This is a genomic window from Bacillus cereus group sp. MYBKT14-1 (genome assembly GCF_051915185.1).
GTDB lineage: Bacteria > Bacillota > Bacilli > Bacillales > Bacillaceae_G > Bacillus_A > Bacillus_A cereus.
In genome coordinates, this window is sequence record NZ_JBQAEF010000002.1 from 518481 (window position 1) to 534005 (window position 15525).

Sequence of the window (15525 nt, forward strand, 5' to 3'; positions counted from 1 at the left end):
AGTAACTTGAAGGTCAAGAGAGAATTAAAAAACAGGTAACTGACTTATACTAATGAATGTAAATTTGTAATCAATTCAAAGGTTTTCATCTTATTTTTTCACTACAGGAATTTGAATTTCTGTTACTTGCTCCTCTGGATTTTCTGTTACAGACCAATCAATCAATCCAATCTCAATCGAATCTCCATGTACTTCGTAACCTGCTTTATCAATGTATGTAAGTAACTCCTTGTACGTTGCATCTGTTTCTTCATACGGTCCATGATGATAAGAGCAAGCATATAAACCTTCTTTAATTTCATCTGAAGTATGCACTTCATACGGCATATAATCCAAAAGAATAAATACACTGCTATATGCTTGAAACTCATTTTGCATTAATCCTTTTTTCGCAACAGTTACACCAATATCTCCAGAAAATAAACTATCATCCATTTGCCTCATATTTTTTTGTAACGAATGGATGTAGTACTCAAACATATCATCCGTCGTATTTGGAGCAACCGCAATTGCTGTAATTTTTCGCTGCGGAATCTCTTTAATTACCATTTGTTCAGCTTTTGCTTTTGTTGCTTTCTTAATTAAATGAATTCTATGCTCCATTTTCGCCAAAGCATACTCAATTTCTCTTTGTTTCTTCAGCATCATCTCTTGTTGTTTTTCCAGTAAATTGAGTGCGTATGCTGGATTTCTTTCATCAATATATTTCTTAATTTCCTTTAACGGAATATTTAACTGGCGTAAAAATTTAATCGTATCTAACAGTGAAAATTGATCGATTGTATAATAACGATAATTCGTTTGAGGATCCACAATGGACGGATGAAAAATTCCTTTTTCATCATAATACCTTAATGTAGATTCTGCGATATTATGCATTTTCGCCATTTCTCCAATTGTAAAACGTTTATTTAATAACATCTTTTATTTCCTTCCATTTCTATTTATTTCATTATATGTTCATTTTCTCTTCAAAACAAAAAAGAATTCCCATACGAGAATTCTTTTTTACTATTAAACCTCTATTATTATAGGAAGAATCATCGGTTTTCGTTTTGTATTTGTATATATATACTTCCCTAATGCTTCTCTTACCTCCCTTTTCAAAATACCCCAGCTATTCACATTCTCTTTCTTTAAATTATTAATCGTAATAACAGCTAATTTATTTAATTCTCTTAGAAATTCTTCTGAATCACGGACATAGACAAATCCACGAGAAATAATATCTGGACCTGAAATTATTTCTCCATCCACTTTATTAAAAGTAATAACTATAACGAGCATTCCATCTTCTGAAAGTTGTTTACGATCACGTAATAATGCATTTCCAACATCTCCAATTCCTAATCCATCTACATATATATTTCCTGCCTGTATTCTTCTAGATTGAATTGCCACTTCATTACTTATATCTACAACATCTCCATTACGTACAATAAAGATATTTTCCTTTTCAATACCAATTGATTCTGCTAACAAACTATGGTGATGTAGCATTCTAAACTCTCCATGAATTGGAATAAAATATTTTGGCTTCATTAATGTAAGCATTAACTTCAACTCTTCTTGATATGCATGACCTGATACATGCACTCCAGTAGAACTACCTGATCCGTAAATCACCTTTGCTCCTAATGCAAATAAATTATCGATAATTCGAGAAACGTTACGTTCATTTCCTGGGATAGGGGTCGCGGCTATAATAACCGTATCTTCTGGTAAAATATCCACTTGTCTATAGTTTCCACTAGCTAAACGCGCTAAAGCTGCCATTGGTTCTCCTTGACTTCCTGTACAAAGTATTGCAACCTGCTTTGGATCTAAACGATTTACCTCATTTGCTTCAATCAACATACCTTCTGGAATATATAAATAACCTTTCTCTAGAGCAACCTCTACTACATTTACCATACTTCTCCCTAGCAAAGCTAGTTTTCGATTTGTTTTTATACATGCTTCAACTATTTGCTGAACACGATTCACATTAGAAGCAAACGTAGAAATAATTACTTTTCTATTTGCTTTCATAAATATTTCCTCTATCCGTTCTCCTACTGACCTTTCTGATGGAGTAAAACCTGGGCGTTCTGCATTTGTGCTTTCAGATAATAAAGCTAGTACACCTTCACTTCCTATTTTAGCCATTTTATGAATGTCAGGATGTTGATTATTTACTGGTGTTAAATCAAATTTAAAATCACCTGTATGTACTACAGTACCTTCTGGTGTATGAAAAACAATACCGAGACAATCCGGAATACTGTGGTTCGTTTTAAAAAAAGTTGCCTTAATAGAACCACAATCAATTTCTGATTCTGAATGAATAACGATTAATTCCGTATCATTTTGAAGATTGTGTTCCTTTAATTTAATTTCAATTAAACCTAACGTTAACTTTGTTGCATAGATTGGTACATTTAGTTGTTTTAAAAAATATGGTATTCCACCAATATGGTCCTCATGCCCGTGTGTTACTATTAAACCGCGAATTTTTTCTTTATTTTCTTGCAAATATGTGACGTCTGGAATTATTAAATCAATCCCTAATAAACTTTCATCTGGAAATTTAGATCCACAATCAATGACGACAATATCATTTTCATATTGGATAGCATACATATTTTTTCCTATTTCATTTACTCCACCTAAAGCAACAATAGACAAGTTATTTTTTAATGCCTTCAAATTATAAATCCTCCCTTTCACAGTTATAGTTCGTAAAATAGTATGTAGACTTTATTATTTGTAATAGAAAAGGACTTCATACTATTTTATACATATAAAATTCACACACTACTCTTACACCTATATCCCAATAAGACAGCTTCTTCCTCAAAAAGCTCCCATTTTTTCATTGATTTTTTATAAAATCTATTATATATTAATTACAGGTTCAAATTACGAGTTCAAAAGAACTTGTAATCAGACCCTTTTGTTTAATGGGTTTTACATATTTTCATTAGGCAAATTCCGAGAAATCGTATGATAAAATTAAAAATGACGAGGAGAGGATCAGATGGAATTCGAATTTTTCTTTCAAATTGCACTTATTTTATTAAGTACAAAGCTTGCTGGTGATCTTAGTGTTAGATTAGGTCAACCTTCTGTACTAGGTAAATTAATTGTCGGTATCGTTATCGGTCCAGCTGTATTAGGTTGGATTGAAAATTCAGAGCTTCTAACTCAATTAAGTAATGTCGGGGTTATTCTTTTAATGTTTATGGCTGGACTTGAAACAGACTTAGAAGAATTAAACGCAAATCGTAATTCTTCTTTAGCAGTTGCACTCGGAGGTATCATTCTTCCATTCGTAGGTGGTTACGTTTCCGGTCTTGTGATGGGAATGGAACAAGGAAACGCTGTATTCTTAGGATTACTTCTATGTGCGACAAGTGTTAGTATTTCCGTACAAACACTTCGTGATTTAGGTAAAATGAAAACACGTGAAAGTACGACGATGCTTGGAGCCGCTGTATTTGATGACATTCTTGTTGTTATTTTATTAGCATTTGCAATGAGCTTCTTAGGCACAGATGATGTTAACTTAACAATGGTTATCTTGAAGAAAGTTGTATTCTTCGCTTCTATTATTTTAATCGGATGGAAAGGTGTTCCTGCGATTATGCGCTGGTTATCACCACTACGCGTATCTGAGTCTATCGTGAGCGCGGCTCTTATCATCTGTTTCTCATTCGCATATTTCGGCGAATTATTAGGAATTGCTGGTATTATCGGTGCTTTCGCTGCTGGTATTGCAATTTCTCAAACAAACTACAAACATGAAGTAGAAAAGAAAGTAGAACCAATTGCTTACGCTATGTTCGTTCCAGTATTCTTCGTTAGTATCGGTATGAATATTACATTTGACGGTATCGGTAATCAAATTTGGTTCATCTTAGCATTAACTGTTATCGCTGTATTAACGAAATTAATCGGCTGTGGATTCGGTGCACGAATGACTGGATTTGACGCTAAGTCTTCTGCAATTATCGGTGCTGGAATGGTTTCTCGTGGTGAAGTTGCACTTATCATCGCAGGAACAGGACTTTCTTCAGGTCTATTGGCACAAGATTACTTTACAGCAATTGTTATTGTCGTTATTTTAACTACAATGATTACACCACCAATGTTAAAATACACTTTTGGTGCAAAAGATAAAGCAATGAAAGCAAGTAAATAAGTTTACTATAATAAAAGGAGATTGCTATTTTATAAGATAGCAATCTCCTTTTTGTTTTATCTTTAAACAATCTCGTTCTTTTTTAACCATTTTTCAAAAATAGTTCGTGCTTCTTCATCATTGATATCATTACTAAATGAATACACCTTAATACCATAATCATCTATATATTCACCCAGTTTCATTTCCTCCACTTTCTTATAAAAATCGTCTGCCTCATAGTGCGGAAGATAAGCATCCCAAACTGGTTCATTTATTCTTTTGTACGCCGTCACTTCTAAATCATATCCGTCTTCATAATATCCGATGTGATAATGTTTGTTCGGATCATATTTATCCATTAAAAGTCCCCTCCTACTAAACAAAAGCGAGCTGTAATCTACAGCTCGCTTCATCCATTAAATGCGTTCCATCGCTGTCTTCAACGTTCCAACAACAAAAGCGATTTCTTCACTCGAAATAACAAGAGGCGGCGCTAATGTTAAAACGTTATTATATCCTGCTGTTGTCATACCGTTTCGTCCTATAATTAAGCCCTTTTCTTTACAAGCATTTACAACACTTGCAATTTTGTCGTTATCAATTGGCTCTTTCGTCTCTTTATCATTTACTAATTCAATTCCAACTAATAGACCTTTTCCTCTAATATTCCCAACAAGCGGATGTTCCCCAATTTCATCTTTTAGTTGCTCTAATAAAAGGGAACCCATTTGCGCAGATCGCTCGATTAAATTTTCATTTTCCATAATCTCTAAGTTTTTAAGTGCTAATGCACAAGCTGCTGGATTTCCACCAAATGTATTAATATGGCGGAAGAATTCATATTCTCCTTTACCTTTAAAAGCCTCATATATTTCTTTTTTCACAGCTGTTGCAGATAATGGTAAATATGCGCTCGTAATGCCCTTTGCCATTGTAATAATATCTGGCTTCACATCATAATTCATAAACCCAAATGCTTTTCCTGTACGACCGAAACCGCAAATTACTTCATCACTAATAAGCAAGGCACCGTGTTTTTGACACGTCTCATGAACAGCTTTCATATAGTCTTGTGGTGGCATTAATATGCCCCCGCCTGTAATAATTGGTTCCATAATAAAAGCGGCAATTGTTTCACTTAATTCCCACGTCATAACACGATCGACTTCTTTCACACATTCTACATCATAAATATGCTGCCCTTCAATCCCAGGCATACGGTAACAATCCGGTGGTGTTACGTGTAAAAAACCTGAAGCAAACGGTTCATATTGATATCTACGCTGCGCTTGTCCCGTCGCTGCCATTGTCGCCATTGTATTCCCATGATACCCACGATAACGTGACATAAATTTATAACGATGTGGTTCACCTTTTTGAGCATAGTATTGCCTTGCTATTTTAAAAGCTGTTTCGTTCGCTTCTGAACCACTATTTGAGAAGAAAATAACATACTCTCCCCCAAGCCACTCATTTAACTTTTCAGCAAGCTTTATAGCTGGCTCATGGGATTGTGACATTGGAAAGTATGATAATGTTTGTAATTGCTTATAAGCCGCTTCTGCGAGCTCCTTTCTTCCATATCCACTATTGACACACCAAAGGCCACTCATACCATCTAAATATCTTTTTCCTTGTATATCTTCAACCCAGCACCCTTCAGCTTTTGCCCCTACCATTGTACTATTTGGACTAAAGGGACGCATACCGTGCCAAACATATTGCTCATCTTTTGCTAATAATTCATCAGTTTGCTTCGTTTTCATCATTACTTCCACCTTCCATAACAACTTATTTTTCACAAAAGCTGCGCTGGTGCCATGATGACTTAAATTTCTCCCTGCTATTTTCATTCCACAAAATTAAGACAAATCCTACTTACAAATCAGTAATATTTACAAGAAAATGACAAAAGAAAAAAGAGCTTTTCTTATCTATCGAAAAGCTCCTCTTTTATTTAATGTGAAGACATATCACTAATACCGTGACCAGTATTAGATTTTACGAGAATTTCATCAAATTTCGCTGCATCTTCTTTCTTACTAGATAAAACAGTTCCTAAATATGCTGCAAGAAATCCGAGCGGAATTGAAATAATTCCTGGTGTCGTATATGGAAATATCGCTTCCCCAACAAAAATAGCTTTTCCAGCTACAGGATTCCAAACATTCGGACTCAACGCTACGAGAACAATAGCTGATACGAGACCCACAATCATACCAGAAATAGCACCCGTTGTATTAAAACGCTTCCAATATATTGTAAATAAAATCACTGGTAGATTTGCACTCGCTGCAACTGCAAATGCTAATGATACTAAAAATGCTACGTTTAATGTTTGGGCAAATAATGCAAGTATGATAGATAGTATCGCTACTCCAATAGATGCATAACGAGCCATAGATACTTGCTCTTTTTCCGTTGATTTCCCTCTGCGAATGATTTCATTATAAAAATCATGAGCGAATGCTGATGCTGCTGTTAATACAAGACCTGCCACTACAGCCAAAATCGTTGCAAAAGCAATTGCTGATACGAAAGCAAATAAGAAGTCTCCACCTAACGCTTTGGCTAATAAAGGTGCCGCCATATTACCAGCTGGGTTCGCTTTAATAATCGCTTCATTTCCTACAAACGCTGCCGCACCAAATCCTAAGAAAATCGTCATAATATAAAATGCACCAATTAACCACGTCGCATATACGACAGATTGACGTGCAGTTTTTGCATCACGTACTGTAAAAAAGCGGACAAGTATATGTGGTAATCCAGCTGTACCAAGTACTAGTCCTAAATTTAAAGAAAGTGTATCAAGACCATCCTTATACTTTACACCTGGATTTAAAAATGAATCTTTTAAAGGTGTAGCTGTTTTCATTTGAGCGAACATTTCAGTCACGCTGAAGTTGAATTTTGCGAAAACGATAACAGAAATAATAAACGTACCAGCCATAAGTAATACAGCCTTTACGATTTGTACCCAGCTCGTTGCTGTCATACCTCCAAAAATAACATACACCGTCATAAGTGTTCCAACGATTAATACAGATGTCGTATATTCAATCCCTAATAATAATTTAATAAGTGCACCCGCGCCAACTAATTGTGCAATCATATAAAAGATAGAAATCGTCATCGTATTAAGAGCTGCAACTCCGCGAACTTTTTTCGCATCAAAGCGTGCTGCAATCATATCCGCCAAAGTGTACTTTCCTAAATTTCTAAGCGGTTCTGCAACAAGATATAGTACAACTAGATAAGCAACTAAAAAACCGATACTATAAAAGAATCCATCAAACCCAGTTAATGCGATTGCTCCAGCTATACCGAGAAATGAAGCAGCAGACATGTAATCTCCAGCAATGGCCAGACCATTTTGCCAACCAGTTAATCCCCCTCCAGCCGTATAAAATTCACTCGCATTTTTCGTTTTTTTCGATGCAAAATAGGTTATGACGAGCGTACCAAGAACAATAATTAAAAATAGTGCAAATGCAGTAGTATTCAAGTTCAGCCCCTCCCTTTTTGCATATCTTGTAGAATTTTTCGGGAGATTTCATCAAATGATTCTGCTTTTTTGCTATAAATCATACATAGTGCCCATGTCATGATAAATTGGGAAAAAGCAAATACCCACGCCCATGTAACGTCTCCAAATGCAGGTGTATTAAGCACCTTTGAATACGATGTTAGAATAGGTAATGCGATAAAAAAACTAAAAAAGAAAATACTCATTGGAATGATAAACTTCTTTTTCGTATTTAATAACAATTGAAATTCTTCCGACTGAACGACCTCTGTATAATTCACCTCATTTTGCAACTTACGTGCTGACGTATCGTCTCGTTTCATTAACCGGTCCCCTCTCTTACTTGAAATACACTTCCCCCTTGTATACCTAAAGACTAAATTTTATAAATATTCAGAAACTTATTTTCATTTTAGACAATCCATACATTTCTGCAAAGATTTTTTGATAGACATTTTTCGGCATTTTCCCCTAAGTTTTTAATATAATTTTTCAAAATAAAGTGACACCTTACTTATTTTTTCCTCATTAAAACAAAAGCAGTGCTTAACGCACTACTTTTGTCTTTTTCTCCTTTTCTAAATTACGAGCCGTTTCGCTTAACTCAACGTCTTTTCCATCTTTAAGCGTTCCAAATATGAAATCGAATACTGGATTTGAAACACCAAACCAAAACTTTTCATTTTTATAATGGTGTAATATGTGCTGTTTTTTTAGCCATCTTCCAAACTTAGTGACGGGACGAATTGGCTTATGTGCAATATAATGTTTCCATTCATAAACGAGAAGCATACTAATCATTCCAATTCCGAATGAAAGTGTAATAGTAACACTTTTTGTTATAGCATATGATATAAGTAAATATATAGTAAAGCTCGGTATACTAAACCATACAGGCAAAAATAAAAGTTTTAAATCATCTGGATATACGTGATGGTCATAATGTAATCTTCTTAACATCTTTAATAAAAATATGTTTTTAGGTGGTTTTAAGTGAAATAAAAACCGGTGTGTCATATATTCGTTTAGCGTATAAAAAATAATCCCAAACAAACATGATAACAAACCGATCCATGTGAAAAATTGCATTTTTAAAATAATGATAAAAACAAATAAAATACTATACATAATAACGATATCATGTTGTAAAAAGAACTCTTTCCCCACTTTCTTCATCTTGTTTCCCCCTTTTCAAAAAAAACAGCCGCAACATATCGTTACGACTATTTCTTTTCTATTCTTATTCTATTCACTTTACAAATTTGCCTGCTGTTCTATTGTCGAGAAAAAATTGTTTGGTCCAAATATATTTTGCTTCGGAATAATATGTTCCACTGCAAACACTGTTACTTCTCCTCTTTGCACTTCTCCAATAATGAGCCCAAATATTTCATGATTTACTGCAAACGTCGGTTGCTTTGTTTGTAACAATCTTGCTGCATTATGAAATACCGTTTCATATAGTGGATTTCTATCAGTAATTTCTTTTCGGATTTTTGGCGCTAACGTAATTATAATTTCTTTTCCTTCAATAGTGGTTCGATACATAAAAATCTCCCCTTCAATCTTATGTGAACAACTGTAAAGCTTTGTATGCAAAATGTATAGAATAACATACTAAAATAATACCTGCTCCGGCTGTTATGTAGCTAAGCGCTTTTGGTTTTAATAAAGTTCTTCCAAAATGTACAGAAAAAGCAATATTTAAATTCCATAAAATAATACCAGCAATAATGCAAAGACTGTATAAAAAAGCTTCTTGTTTCGTTACCTTCGTAAGTAATGAGCTAAGTGTACTTCCGTATATACCAAACCAAAAAACAAGATTTAATGGATTGGATATCGCAATTAAAAATCCTGCCATAAACGATTGCTTAAGGCCACCTACCTCTTCTTTTTTATATTCCATATTCGAGTGGAAAATTCCTTGTTTTACACTTTGAAATCCTAAATAAAATAACAAGAAAAAACCCGTGCAATACATGAAGGCTTGTACATATGTATACATAAACACAGAAGATAAACCGAAATAAATGAGAAGCATAAATAAAACATCTGCAGTCATTCCGCCAATTCCAACAACCCAAGCGTGCCAAAACCCACGTTCAATTCCTCGTTTTAACATTTCAATATTAATTGGACCTACTGGCGCAGCCAATGATATACCTAATACGATTTGCTGTATAATTGCTCCAAACATCGCTCTATCCTTTCTACTCTCTTTACTACTAGTTAATGATGTAATTAAAAAAATAGACTAGCTTTCATAATAAAATACCCTTTTTTATCCAAAATATACAAAAGAGCCATCTAGGTGATGGCTCTTACTTTTCTATCTTATGAAGAAAAGGACATTTCCCTTTTATTAGCTCTACATCGTCTCCTATGAAATATTGTTTCCATTCGCGATGCTCTGGGTCACCATAATGACTAATGTTAGGATGTTTCGGCAATTGATCCCACTTTTCAACTCGCTCACGGACCATTTGTCTTGAATATGCTCCTTTAGGACGATCTCCCTCTAATCCATCAAAAATAGTGCGTGGCTGAAACCCAATAACGAGTGAATTCCCTAAATGTCTAGTTTTTCGTTTTTTATAAGCTGGCGCATTTCCAAATGCGAATATTGGCTCACCACCAAATGAAAATTCCCATAAATAATGGTCTGGATCTTCAGGAATTTGCTTTGGCCATGCTTGATTATCGTTTTCATGTAAATACTGTAACACTTTCCAAAAGGAATCACGGTAATATTCGAGTGATTGTTCTTCACATTCCGGTTCTACAAAAAGGAAAAAGCCTCTTCTTACAATCGGTCTCTCTTTCATTAACTCTAAAAAAGATAACATTGTATGCGGCAAATGACTCCAATCATTATGAGAAAGAAATGAATAACGAAGTTCATTCTTTTTCAAAGCTGTTAAACCGAAATAGCATGGAAAAGTTGGTTCTAACACGACACTTGAAAAAATCTCAAATTCTTTTGCAACCCAATCCGGTATGTCGGTTCTCGTTCTCATTCCTTCATTATCTAATAAGTAAGACTTATTCATTCTTTCACCTCATTATGTATAGCATTCAATTAAGAATATTACATACTCGGCCTGTCCTATACCTACTTAAAAATTTGACTGAAAAATTATTTAAAAATACAAAAAAATAAAATCGCTTACTTGACTAAATTCTCCCAATTCGTGTATATTTAAATTAATCATTTAGCAGAATATTCAAGAATATAGCATTTTTAGTTTATATTATTTTTTTAAAATGAATTTCACTAAATGAAAATAGTAAACGCTTTTAGGAGGAATTGTAACATGCAAGGAAAAGTAAAATGGTTTAACAACGAAAAAGGTTTTGGATTTATCGAAATGGAAGGCGCTGACGATGTATTCGTACATTTCTCTGCTATTCAAGGAGACGGCTACAAAGCTTTAGAAGAAGGTCAAGAAGTATCTTTCGACATTACTGAAGGTAACCGCGGACCTCAAGCTGCTAACGTAGTAAAACTTTAATCCAACATATAACAGGAGGTTACCTTACTTGGTAACCTCCTTTGTTATTCCTTTGTATATTTCCGTTTTACAGAGCAAAAACTATGTGAAATGCGCACTATACAAAGGAGGAATTATTAATGGGATCAGAAGTAAATGATTTTGAAGAAGTGAAATTCCGTGTAGAAACAGCACAAAAAATGGTAGGATCAGCAACAATTTCAATGGATCCAGATACATTAGAGCATGCTACTACTGCTGTAGAAGCAGCTCGCTCTCAGCTTGAAATTATGAAATCTGTTGCAACTGATTTAGATGAACCATTTTTAATGAATGAGGAAAAGAAATTAAATAAATGTGAGCATCAACTAAACGAAGCAAGACACTAAAAAACATCCAGAGAATTTTCTCTGGATGTTTTTCATGACAACTGGTCCCCATACTTTTTCAATGTTTCTCCAACTGTACATTGCCTTATACAAAATGAATGGGCATAATATTTACTATTTGTCTTTCGATTATGTTCTCGCAAAAAACAGCCTTCACAATACGTTTCTAATAAGTCATTTACCTCTGTAATGAGTTGCTTTTTATCCACCTTTGCACCTCTCTATTCAGTTATTTCTTTATGACTATCAATAACTGTTCCTTCCAATGCTTGCGTAGCTAATTGATGTGCTTCTTTATTTTGTTTTCTAGATATCGGCTCACATATAAGTTTTAATTTCATTTGCTTCGCCTTTTGTTCAATTTGATTTAAATAATGATTTAAATGTTCATCATAACAAGGCCATTCTCCGGCTAATTGCTGCAGTACCACTTGTGAGTCTCCGCGAAGTGTAACTGCTTCATACTTAATCCCTAGTTCCTCGAGTATATTCATACCGTATAATAATGATGCATATTCCGCTTCATTATTATCATATATACCTTCTATATATGCATTGCGGCGAATGCGGTAGTTTGTATTTGCTTTTTTATAATACACACATATACCAATGCCAGCTTCTTTCGTTTGCACATCATACCCACCATCAAAATAAACGAGTATTTCTTGGGGCTCTTCCTCTACTTGCTTACTTAACTTTTTCATCTCTTTTAATGACCATTCTGCGTCCATTTCATCATAAAATGAAAATTCTTTTACTCTTCCTGTTTTCTCAAAATCCTCTGCAAATTGAAGTACTTCTTCTATGTTCATATACCCTGTCGTTAATTCCGTCTGCAATCCGCGCTTCGTTTTATACAACCAATGAATTTTATATTTCATACTACATTCCCCTTATGTAAGACTTCTTATTTATCCGGCTAATTGAAGCCTCACTTTATTTTATTATATTTTATCAAGAGTCACAGTATTATATTCAATATGATTACATACAAAAAGAGCTATCCCTATAGGAATAGCTCTTTCATCTATTACATAAATCTTTCAAATTGTACTCGCTTATTAATCCAGTACATTACAGGCATACCGATCGCCATGACAACAAATTCACCAATTGCACAAGTTAACCAAGACAACATAAATGGTAAACCCAATGCAAGATGAAGTTCAATTGCAATCATAAACATTGTAATCGTAAAGATAACTGTATTAAAAATCATACGAGCCCAAACACCTTTAATAAACCGCATAGAAATAATCGTTGCAACTAATGCAAGAATAGATTGACCTACTCCAAATACTAAATCATAAGCGATCATAGGTGAGAAAAAGAGATTCGTTAAAAATACACCTAATACAATTCCGTAAATTGCTTTCTTGTTAAATACAACGAGATGATTAAACATCTCTGAAATACGAAACTGTACATTCGTAAAGCCAAATGGCTGAATAAGCATAGAAACAGCAATATATAATGCCGCTAAAATACCATTACCGACTAATGTTCTAATATTCATGACAAAATCTCCTTAGTTTTTTTACGTGGGATGGTTTCGAACCACGTTATTCGTTTTTTAAGCAACAAGATTATATTTTACGTGGTAGCCCCTCTTTCGTCAATAGATTCCTATCGTGAACTACCTTTTTTCTTTTAGACAACGTATAATAAAGCATATGAAAGATTTAGGAGGTTCACTTCATGACAGCAACAATTCAAAATAAAAAAGTGATCGTTTCCATTTCTGACAAAGGTGCAGAATTACAGAGCGTTCGCTTAAAAGAAGACAACATAGAATATTTATGGCAAGGTGATTCTACTTATTGGGGACGCCGTGCACCAATTTTGTTCCCAATTGTCGGTCGATTAGTAGATAATACATACTACGTAGACGGTAAACCATATTCATTAACACAACACGGTTTCGCTCGTGATCTTACTTTCTCCGTGAAAGAACAAAGCGAAACAAAGATCACTTATATCGTTACTAGTAATGAAGAAACATTAAAAAAATACCCATACGAATTCGAATTACTCGTTTCTTATGAGCTAGATGGACAAAGTGTTCATGTAACATATGAAGTAAACAATCCTACTTCTAAAGAAATGTTCTTCTCAATCGGAGCACATCCTGGATTCAACTTCCCTTTATTGGACGGTGAATCATTTACAGATTATTACTTATCGTTTAATGGTTCGGAACGCTTAGAAACAAGCGTATTAGAAGGACCTTATCTTTCAAACAAAAAGCAATTAATCGCTGAAAATACGACTGAATTGCCACTTACATATGATTTATTCAAAAATGATGCACTTATTTTTGAACATATGAATACGAATGAAATTTCGATTCGTTCTCATAAACATAATAAATTTGTAAAAGTGGAATTTGATGGATTCCCATTTGTTGGCGTATGGACACCAGGGGATAACGCACCTTTCTTATGTATTGAACCTTGGTATGGAATCGCTGATGAAGTAAATCCAGCAAAAGATTTCAAGGACAAAAAGGGAATTCAATCTTTACAAGCGAATGAAACATTTACATGTCGTTACAGCATCACAATCGGATAACTACTCTATCCCCTACTTCAAAAAAATATTTAAGTAGGGGATCATCTTATAATTTGGAGGTTTCTCATTTTGATTGAAGTATATATTGATGGTGCATCAAAAGGAAATCCTGGTCCTTCTGGTGCAGGAGTGTTTATTAAAGGCGTTCAGCCACCTATACAACTATCAGTACCACTTGGAACAATGTCCAATCATGAAGCAGAATACCGCGCTTTACTTCTAGCATTAAAATATTGCATCGAGCATAATTATAGCACTGTCTCTTTTCGTACAGATTCGCAGCTTGTTGAGCGGGCTGTTGAAAAGGAATACGCAAAAAATAAAATATTTGCACCTCTTTTAGATGAAGCACTGCAGTACATAAAAAACTTCGATCTCTTTTTTATTAAGTGGATTCCAAGTAGTCAAAATAAAGTAGCTGATGAATTAGCTAGAAAAGCTATCTTACAAAATTAACGGGGGTATGAGTGTGAAAAAAGAGTGGATTGCTCCTCTTGCTTTATTATTTGTCTCTTTTATTTGGGGAGCTACGTTTGTTGTCGTTCAAAACGCTATGTCTTTCGTTGGTCCATTTACGTTTAATGGTATTCGCTTTTTATTCGCTGGAATTATTTTATTATTCGTTCAAATTATTTTCTCACAGAAAACTTCAAAACAAGAATTAAAACATAGTAGTTTAGCTGGATTAATGGTTGGGTTCTTCTTATTTGTCGGCTATTTATTACAAACATTTGGCTTACTCTATACAACTTCTTCAAAAGCAGGTTTCTTAACTGGGCTAAGCATTGTTATGGTCCCAATCTTATCATTTATCTTTTTAAAACAAAAAGCCACCATTTTCATCATACTTGGTATTGCTGTAGCTACAACAGGTTTGTACTTATTAACAGCTGCTGATTCTTTCCAATTAAATATAGGAGATATACTTGTTCTTGGTTGTGCAGTCGCTTTCGCTGCCCATATTCTTATTAACGGCTTCTTTTCTAAAAAAATATCACCTTTATTATTAAGCACATCTCAAGTATTAGCTGTTGGTATATTTTCTTCTATTTGCGCTTTCTTGTTTGAAGATTGGAAAAAGTTATTTTCAGTATCACTATGGACGAATCAATCCTTTTTATTCGCACTCTTTCTAACTGCCCTGTTTGCAACATCTATTGCTTTTTTCATTCAAACATCGGCACAAAAACACACTTCTCCAACGAGAGTAGCAATTATTTTCGCAATGGAGCCCGTTTTTGCTGCATTAACAGGCGTTCTCGTTGCAAATGAACAACTTTCTATTTCTGCTATTATCGGATGTCTATGTATTTTTCTAGGCATGATTTTTGTTGAATTACCTTCCAAAACAAAAAAAGAAGCGCAGGCTGCGTGAAG

Annotated in this window: 19 protein-coding genes and 1 riboswitch; of the genes, 6 read left to right on the forward strand and 13 right to left on the reverse strand. The window is 34.3% G+C overall.

Going from position 1 to position 15525, the window contains the following annotated elements; genetic code table 11:
• Positions 1-90: 90 nt before the first annotated feature.
• Positions 91-921: a MerR family transcriptional regulator gene (locus tag ACTFO4_RS09220; RefSeq protein WP_000925934.1), complete on the reverse strand. Its 831-nt coding sequence runs from the start codon at positions 919-921 to the stop codon at positions 91-93.
• A 93-nt stretch (positions 922-1014) separates the two neighbouring features.
• A complete protein-coding gene (locus ACTFO4_RS09225; protein WP_000645620.1) occupies positions 1015-2688 on the reverse strand; it encodes a ribonuclease J in 1674 nt (557 codons plus the stop codon).
• A gap of 331 nt (positions 2689-3019) precedes the next feature.
• Between ACTFO4_RS09225 and ACTFO4_RS09230 the strand changes: the two genes are divergently transcribed.
• Positions 3020-4183 (forward strand): cation:proton antiporter, encoded by a 1164-nt coding sequence (locus ACTFO4_RS09230; RefSeq protein ID WP_000393901.1) that lies wholly within the window; start codon positions 3020-3022, stop codon positions 4181-4183.
• 62 nt (positions 4184-4245) lie between these two features.
• Here ACTFO4_RS09230 and ACTFO4_RS09235 read toward each other — a convergent pair whose 3' ends face one another.
• The 8 genes from ACTFO4_RS09235 to ACTFO4_RS09270 form a co-directional block, all read right to left on the reverse strand.
• Complete coding sequence (locus ACTFO4_RS09235) at positions 4246-4524, reverse strand: DUF3986 family protein (RefSeq protein ID WP_000362149.1); 279 nt, start codon at positions 4522-4524, stop codon at positions 4246-4248.
• Between the two features lie 57 nt (positions 4525-4581).
• On the reverse strand, positions 4582-5931 hold the full coding sequence (locus ACTFO4_RS09240) for an aspartate aminotransferase family protein (protein WP_000850965.1): 1350 nt from the start codon (positions 5929-5931) through the stop codon (positions 4582-4584).
• Positions 5932-6122: 191 nt separating this feature from the next.
• Positions 6123-7673, reverse strand: a complete 1551-nt coding sequence (locus ACTFO4_RS09245; RefSeq protein WP_440013404.1) for a solute symporter family protein — start codon at positions 7671-7673, stop codon at positions 6123-6125.
• Between the two features lie 2 nt (positions 7674-7675).
• Positions 7676-8017 carry a DUF485 domain-containing protein gene (locus ACTFO4_RS09250; protein ID WP_000817366.1) on the reverse strand — a complete coding sequence of 114 codons (342 nt, stop codon included), beginning with the start codon at positions 8015-8017 and terminating at the stop codon, positions 7676-7678.
• Between the two features lie 223 nt (positions 8018-8240).
• Positions 8241-8870 carry a sterol desaturase family protein gene (locus tag ACTFO4_RS09255; RefSeq protein ID WP_017672987.1) on the reverse strand — a complete coding sequence of 210 codons (630 nt, stop codon included), beginning with the start codon at positions 8868-8870 and terminating at the stop codon, positions 8241-8243.
• Positions 8871-8948: 78 nt separating this feature from the next.
• Entirely contained in the window at positions 8949-9242 is a 294-nt protein-coding gene (locus ACTFO4_RS09260) for a hypothetical protein (RefSeq protein WP_000286383.1), read from the reverse strand.
• A gap of 19 nt (positions 9243-9261) precedes the next feature.
• The gene (locus ACTFO4_RS09265) at positions 9262-9894 is read right to left on the reverse strand and encodes a LysE family transporter (RefSeq protein ID WP_017672988.1); all 633 of its coding nucleotides are present in this window, start codon (positions 9892-9894) and stop codon (positions 9262-9264) included.
• 124 nt (positions 9895-10018) lie between these two features.
• Positions 10019-10747 (reverse strand): YqcI/YcgG family protein, encoded by a 729-nt coding sequence (locus ACTFO4_RS09270; protein ID WP_001043771.1) that lies wholly within the window; start codon positions 10745-10747, stop codon positions 10019-10021.
• A 264-nt stretch (positions 10748-11011) separates the two neighbouring features.
• Here ACTFO4_RS09270 and cspB point away from each other — a divergent pair, with 264 nt between their 5' ends.
• On the forward strand, positions 11012-11209 hold the full coding sequence (cspB, locus tag ACTFO4_RS09275; RefSeq protein WP_001161731.1) for a cold shock-like protein CspB: 198 nt from the start codon (positions 11012-11014) through the stop codon (positions 11207-11209).
• A gap of 119 nt (positions 11210-11328) precedes the next feature.
• Positions 11329-11577, forward strand: a complete 249-nt coding sequence (locus ACTFO4_RS09280; protein WP_000534392.1) for a DUF2564 family protein — start codon at positions 11329-11331, stop codon at positions 11575-11577.
• Between the two features lie 32 nt (positions 11578-11609).
• Here the strand turns inward: ACTFO4_RS09280 and ACTFO4_RS09285 are convergent, their stop codons facing one another.
• The 3 genes from ACTFO4_RS09285 to ACTFO4_RS09295 all read right to left on the reverse strand — a co-directional run bounded on the left by ACTFO4_RS09285 (position 11610) and on the right by ACTFO4_RS09295 (position 13093).
• On the reverse strand, positions 11610-11786 hold the full coding sequence (locus tag ACTFO4_RS09285; RefSeq protein WP_002023738.1) for a zinc-finger domain-containing protein: 177 nt from the start codon (positions 11784-11786) through the stop codon (positions 11610-11612).
• A gap of 12 nt (positions 11787-11798) precedes the next feature.
• On the reverse strand, positions 11799-12458 hold the full coding sequence (locus ACTFO4_RS09290; RefSeq protein ID WP_440013400.1) for a ribonuclease H family protein: 660 nt from the start codon (positions 12456-12458) through the stop codon (positions 11799-11801).
• Between the two features lie 149 nt (positions 12459-12607).
• Entirely contained in the window at positions 12608-13093 is a 486-nt protein-coding gene (locus ACTFO4_RS09295) for a QueT transporter family protein (RefSeq protein ID WP_001026474.1), read from the reverse strand.
• Between the two features lie 6 nt (positions 13094-13099).
• Positions 13100-13144: riboswitch (PreQ1 riboswitch) on the reverse strand.
• A 131-nt stretch (positions 13145-13275) separates the two neighbouring features.
• Here ACTFO4_RS09295 and ACTFO4_RS09300 point away from each other — a divergent pair.
• From ACTFO4_RS09300 to ACTFO4_RS09310, 3 genes are all read left to right on the forward strand, one after another.
• Positions 13276-14148 (forward strand): aldose 1-epimerase family protein, encoded by an 873-nt coding sequence (locus tag ACTFO4_RS09300; RefSeq protein ID WP_000127435.1) that lies wholly within the window; start codon positions 13276-13278, stop codon positions 14146-14148.
• Positions 14149-14217: 69 nt separating this feature from the next.
• Positions 14218-14604, forward strand: coding sequence for a reverse transcriptase-like protein (locus ACTFO4_RS09305; protein ID WP_017672989.1), 387 nt, complete (start codon positions 14218-14220; stop codon positions 14602-14604).
• 13 nt (positions 14605-14617) lie between these two features.
• The gene (locus ACTFO4_RS09310) at positions 14618-15523 is read left to right on the forward strand and encodes a DMT family transporter (RefSeq protein ID WP_000712607.1); all 906 of its coding nucleotides are present in this window, start codon (positions 14618-14620) and stop codon (positions 15521-15523) included.
• The last annotated feature ends 2 nt before the right edge of the window (positions 15524-15525 follow it).

What these genes read in the sequence shown, in the direction of transcription:
- ACTFO4_RS09220 (WP_000925934.1), bottom strand. Translation starts at nt 921, where the DNA reads ATGTTATTAAATAAACGTTTTACAATTGGAGAAATGGCGAAAATGCAT.
- ACTFO4_RS09230 (WP_000393901.1), top strand. Translation starts at nt 3,020, where the DNA reads ATGGAATTCGAATTTTTCTTTCAAATTGCACTTATTTTATTAAGTACA.
- ACTFO4_RS09235 (WP_000362149.1), bottom strand. Translation starts at nt 4,524, where the DNA reads ATGGATAAATATGATCCGAACAAACATTATCACATCGGATATTATGAA.
- ACTFO4_RS09240 (WP_000850965.1), bottom strand. Translation starts at nt 5,931, where the DNA reads ATGAAAACGAAGCAAACTGATGAATTATTAGCAAAAGATGAGCAATAT.
- ACTFO4_RS09250 (WP_000817366.1), bottom strand. Translation starts at nt 8,017, where the DNA reads ATGAAACGAGACGATACGTCAGCACGTAAGTTGCAAAATGAGGTGAAT.
- ACTFO4_RS09255 (WP_017672987.1), bottom strand. Translation starts at nt 8,870, where the DNA reads ATGAAGAAAGTGGGGAAAGAGTTCTTTTTACAACATGATATCGTTATT.
- ACTFO4_RS09260 (WP_000286383.1), bottom strand. Translation starts at nt 9,242, where the DNA reads ATGTATCGAACCACTATTGAAGGAAAAGAAATTATAATTACGTTAGCG.
- ACTFO4_RS09265 (WP_017672988.1), bottom strand. Translation starts at nt 9,894, where the DNA reads ATGTTTGGAGCAATTATACAGCAAATCGTATTAGGTATATCATTGGCT.
- ACTFO4_RS09270 (WP_001043771.1), bottom strand. Translation starts at nt 10,747, where the DNA reads ATGAATAAGTCTTACTTATTAGATAATGAAGGAATGAGAACGAGAACC.
- cspB (WP_001161731.1), top strand. Translation starts at nt 11,012, where the DNA reads ATGCAAGGAAAAGTAAAATGGTTTAACAACGAAAAAGGTTTTGGATTT.
- ACTFO4_RS09280 (WP_000534392.1), top strand. Translation starts at nt 11,329, where the DNA reads ATGGGATCAGAAGTAAATGATTTTGAAGAAGTGAAATTCCGTGTAGAA.
- ACTFO4_RS09290 (WP_440013400.1), bottom strand. Translation starts at nt 12,458, where the DNA reads ATGAAATATAAAATTCATTGGTTGTATAAAACGAAGCGCGGATTGCAG.
- ACTFO4_RS09295 (WP_001026474.1), bottom strand. Translation starts at nt 13,093, where the DNA reads ATGAATATTAGAACATTAGTCGGTAATGGTATTTTAGCGGCATTATAT.
- ACTFO4_RS09300 (WP_000127435.1), top strand. Translation starts at nt 13,276, where the DNA reads ATGACAGCAACAATTCAAAATAAAAAAGTGATCGTTTCCATTTCTGAC.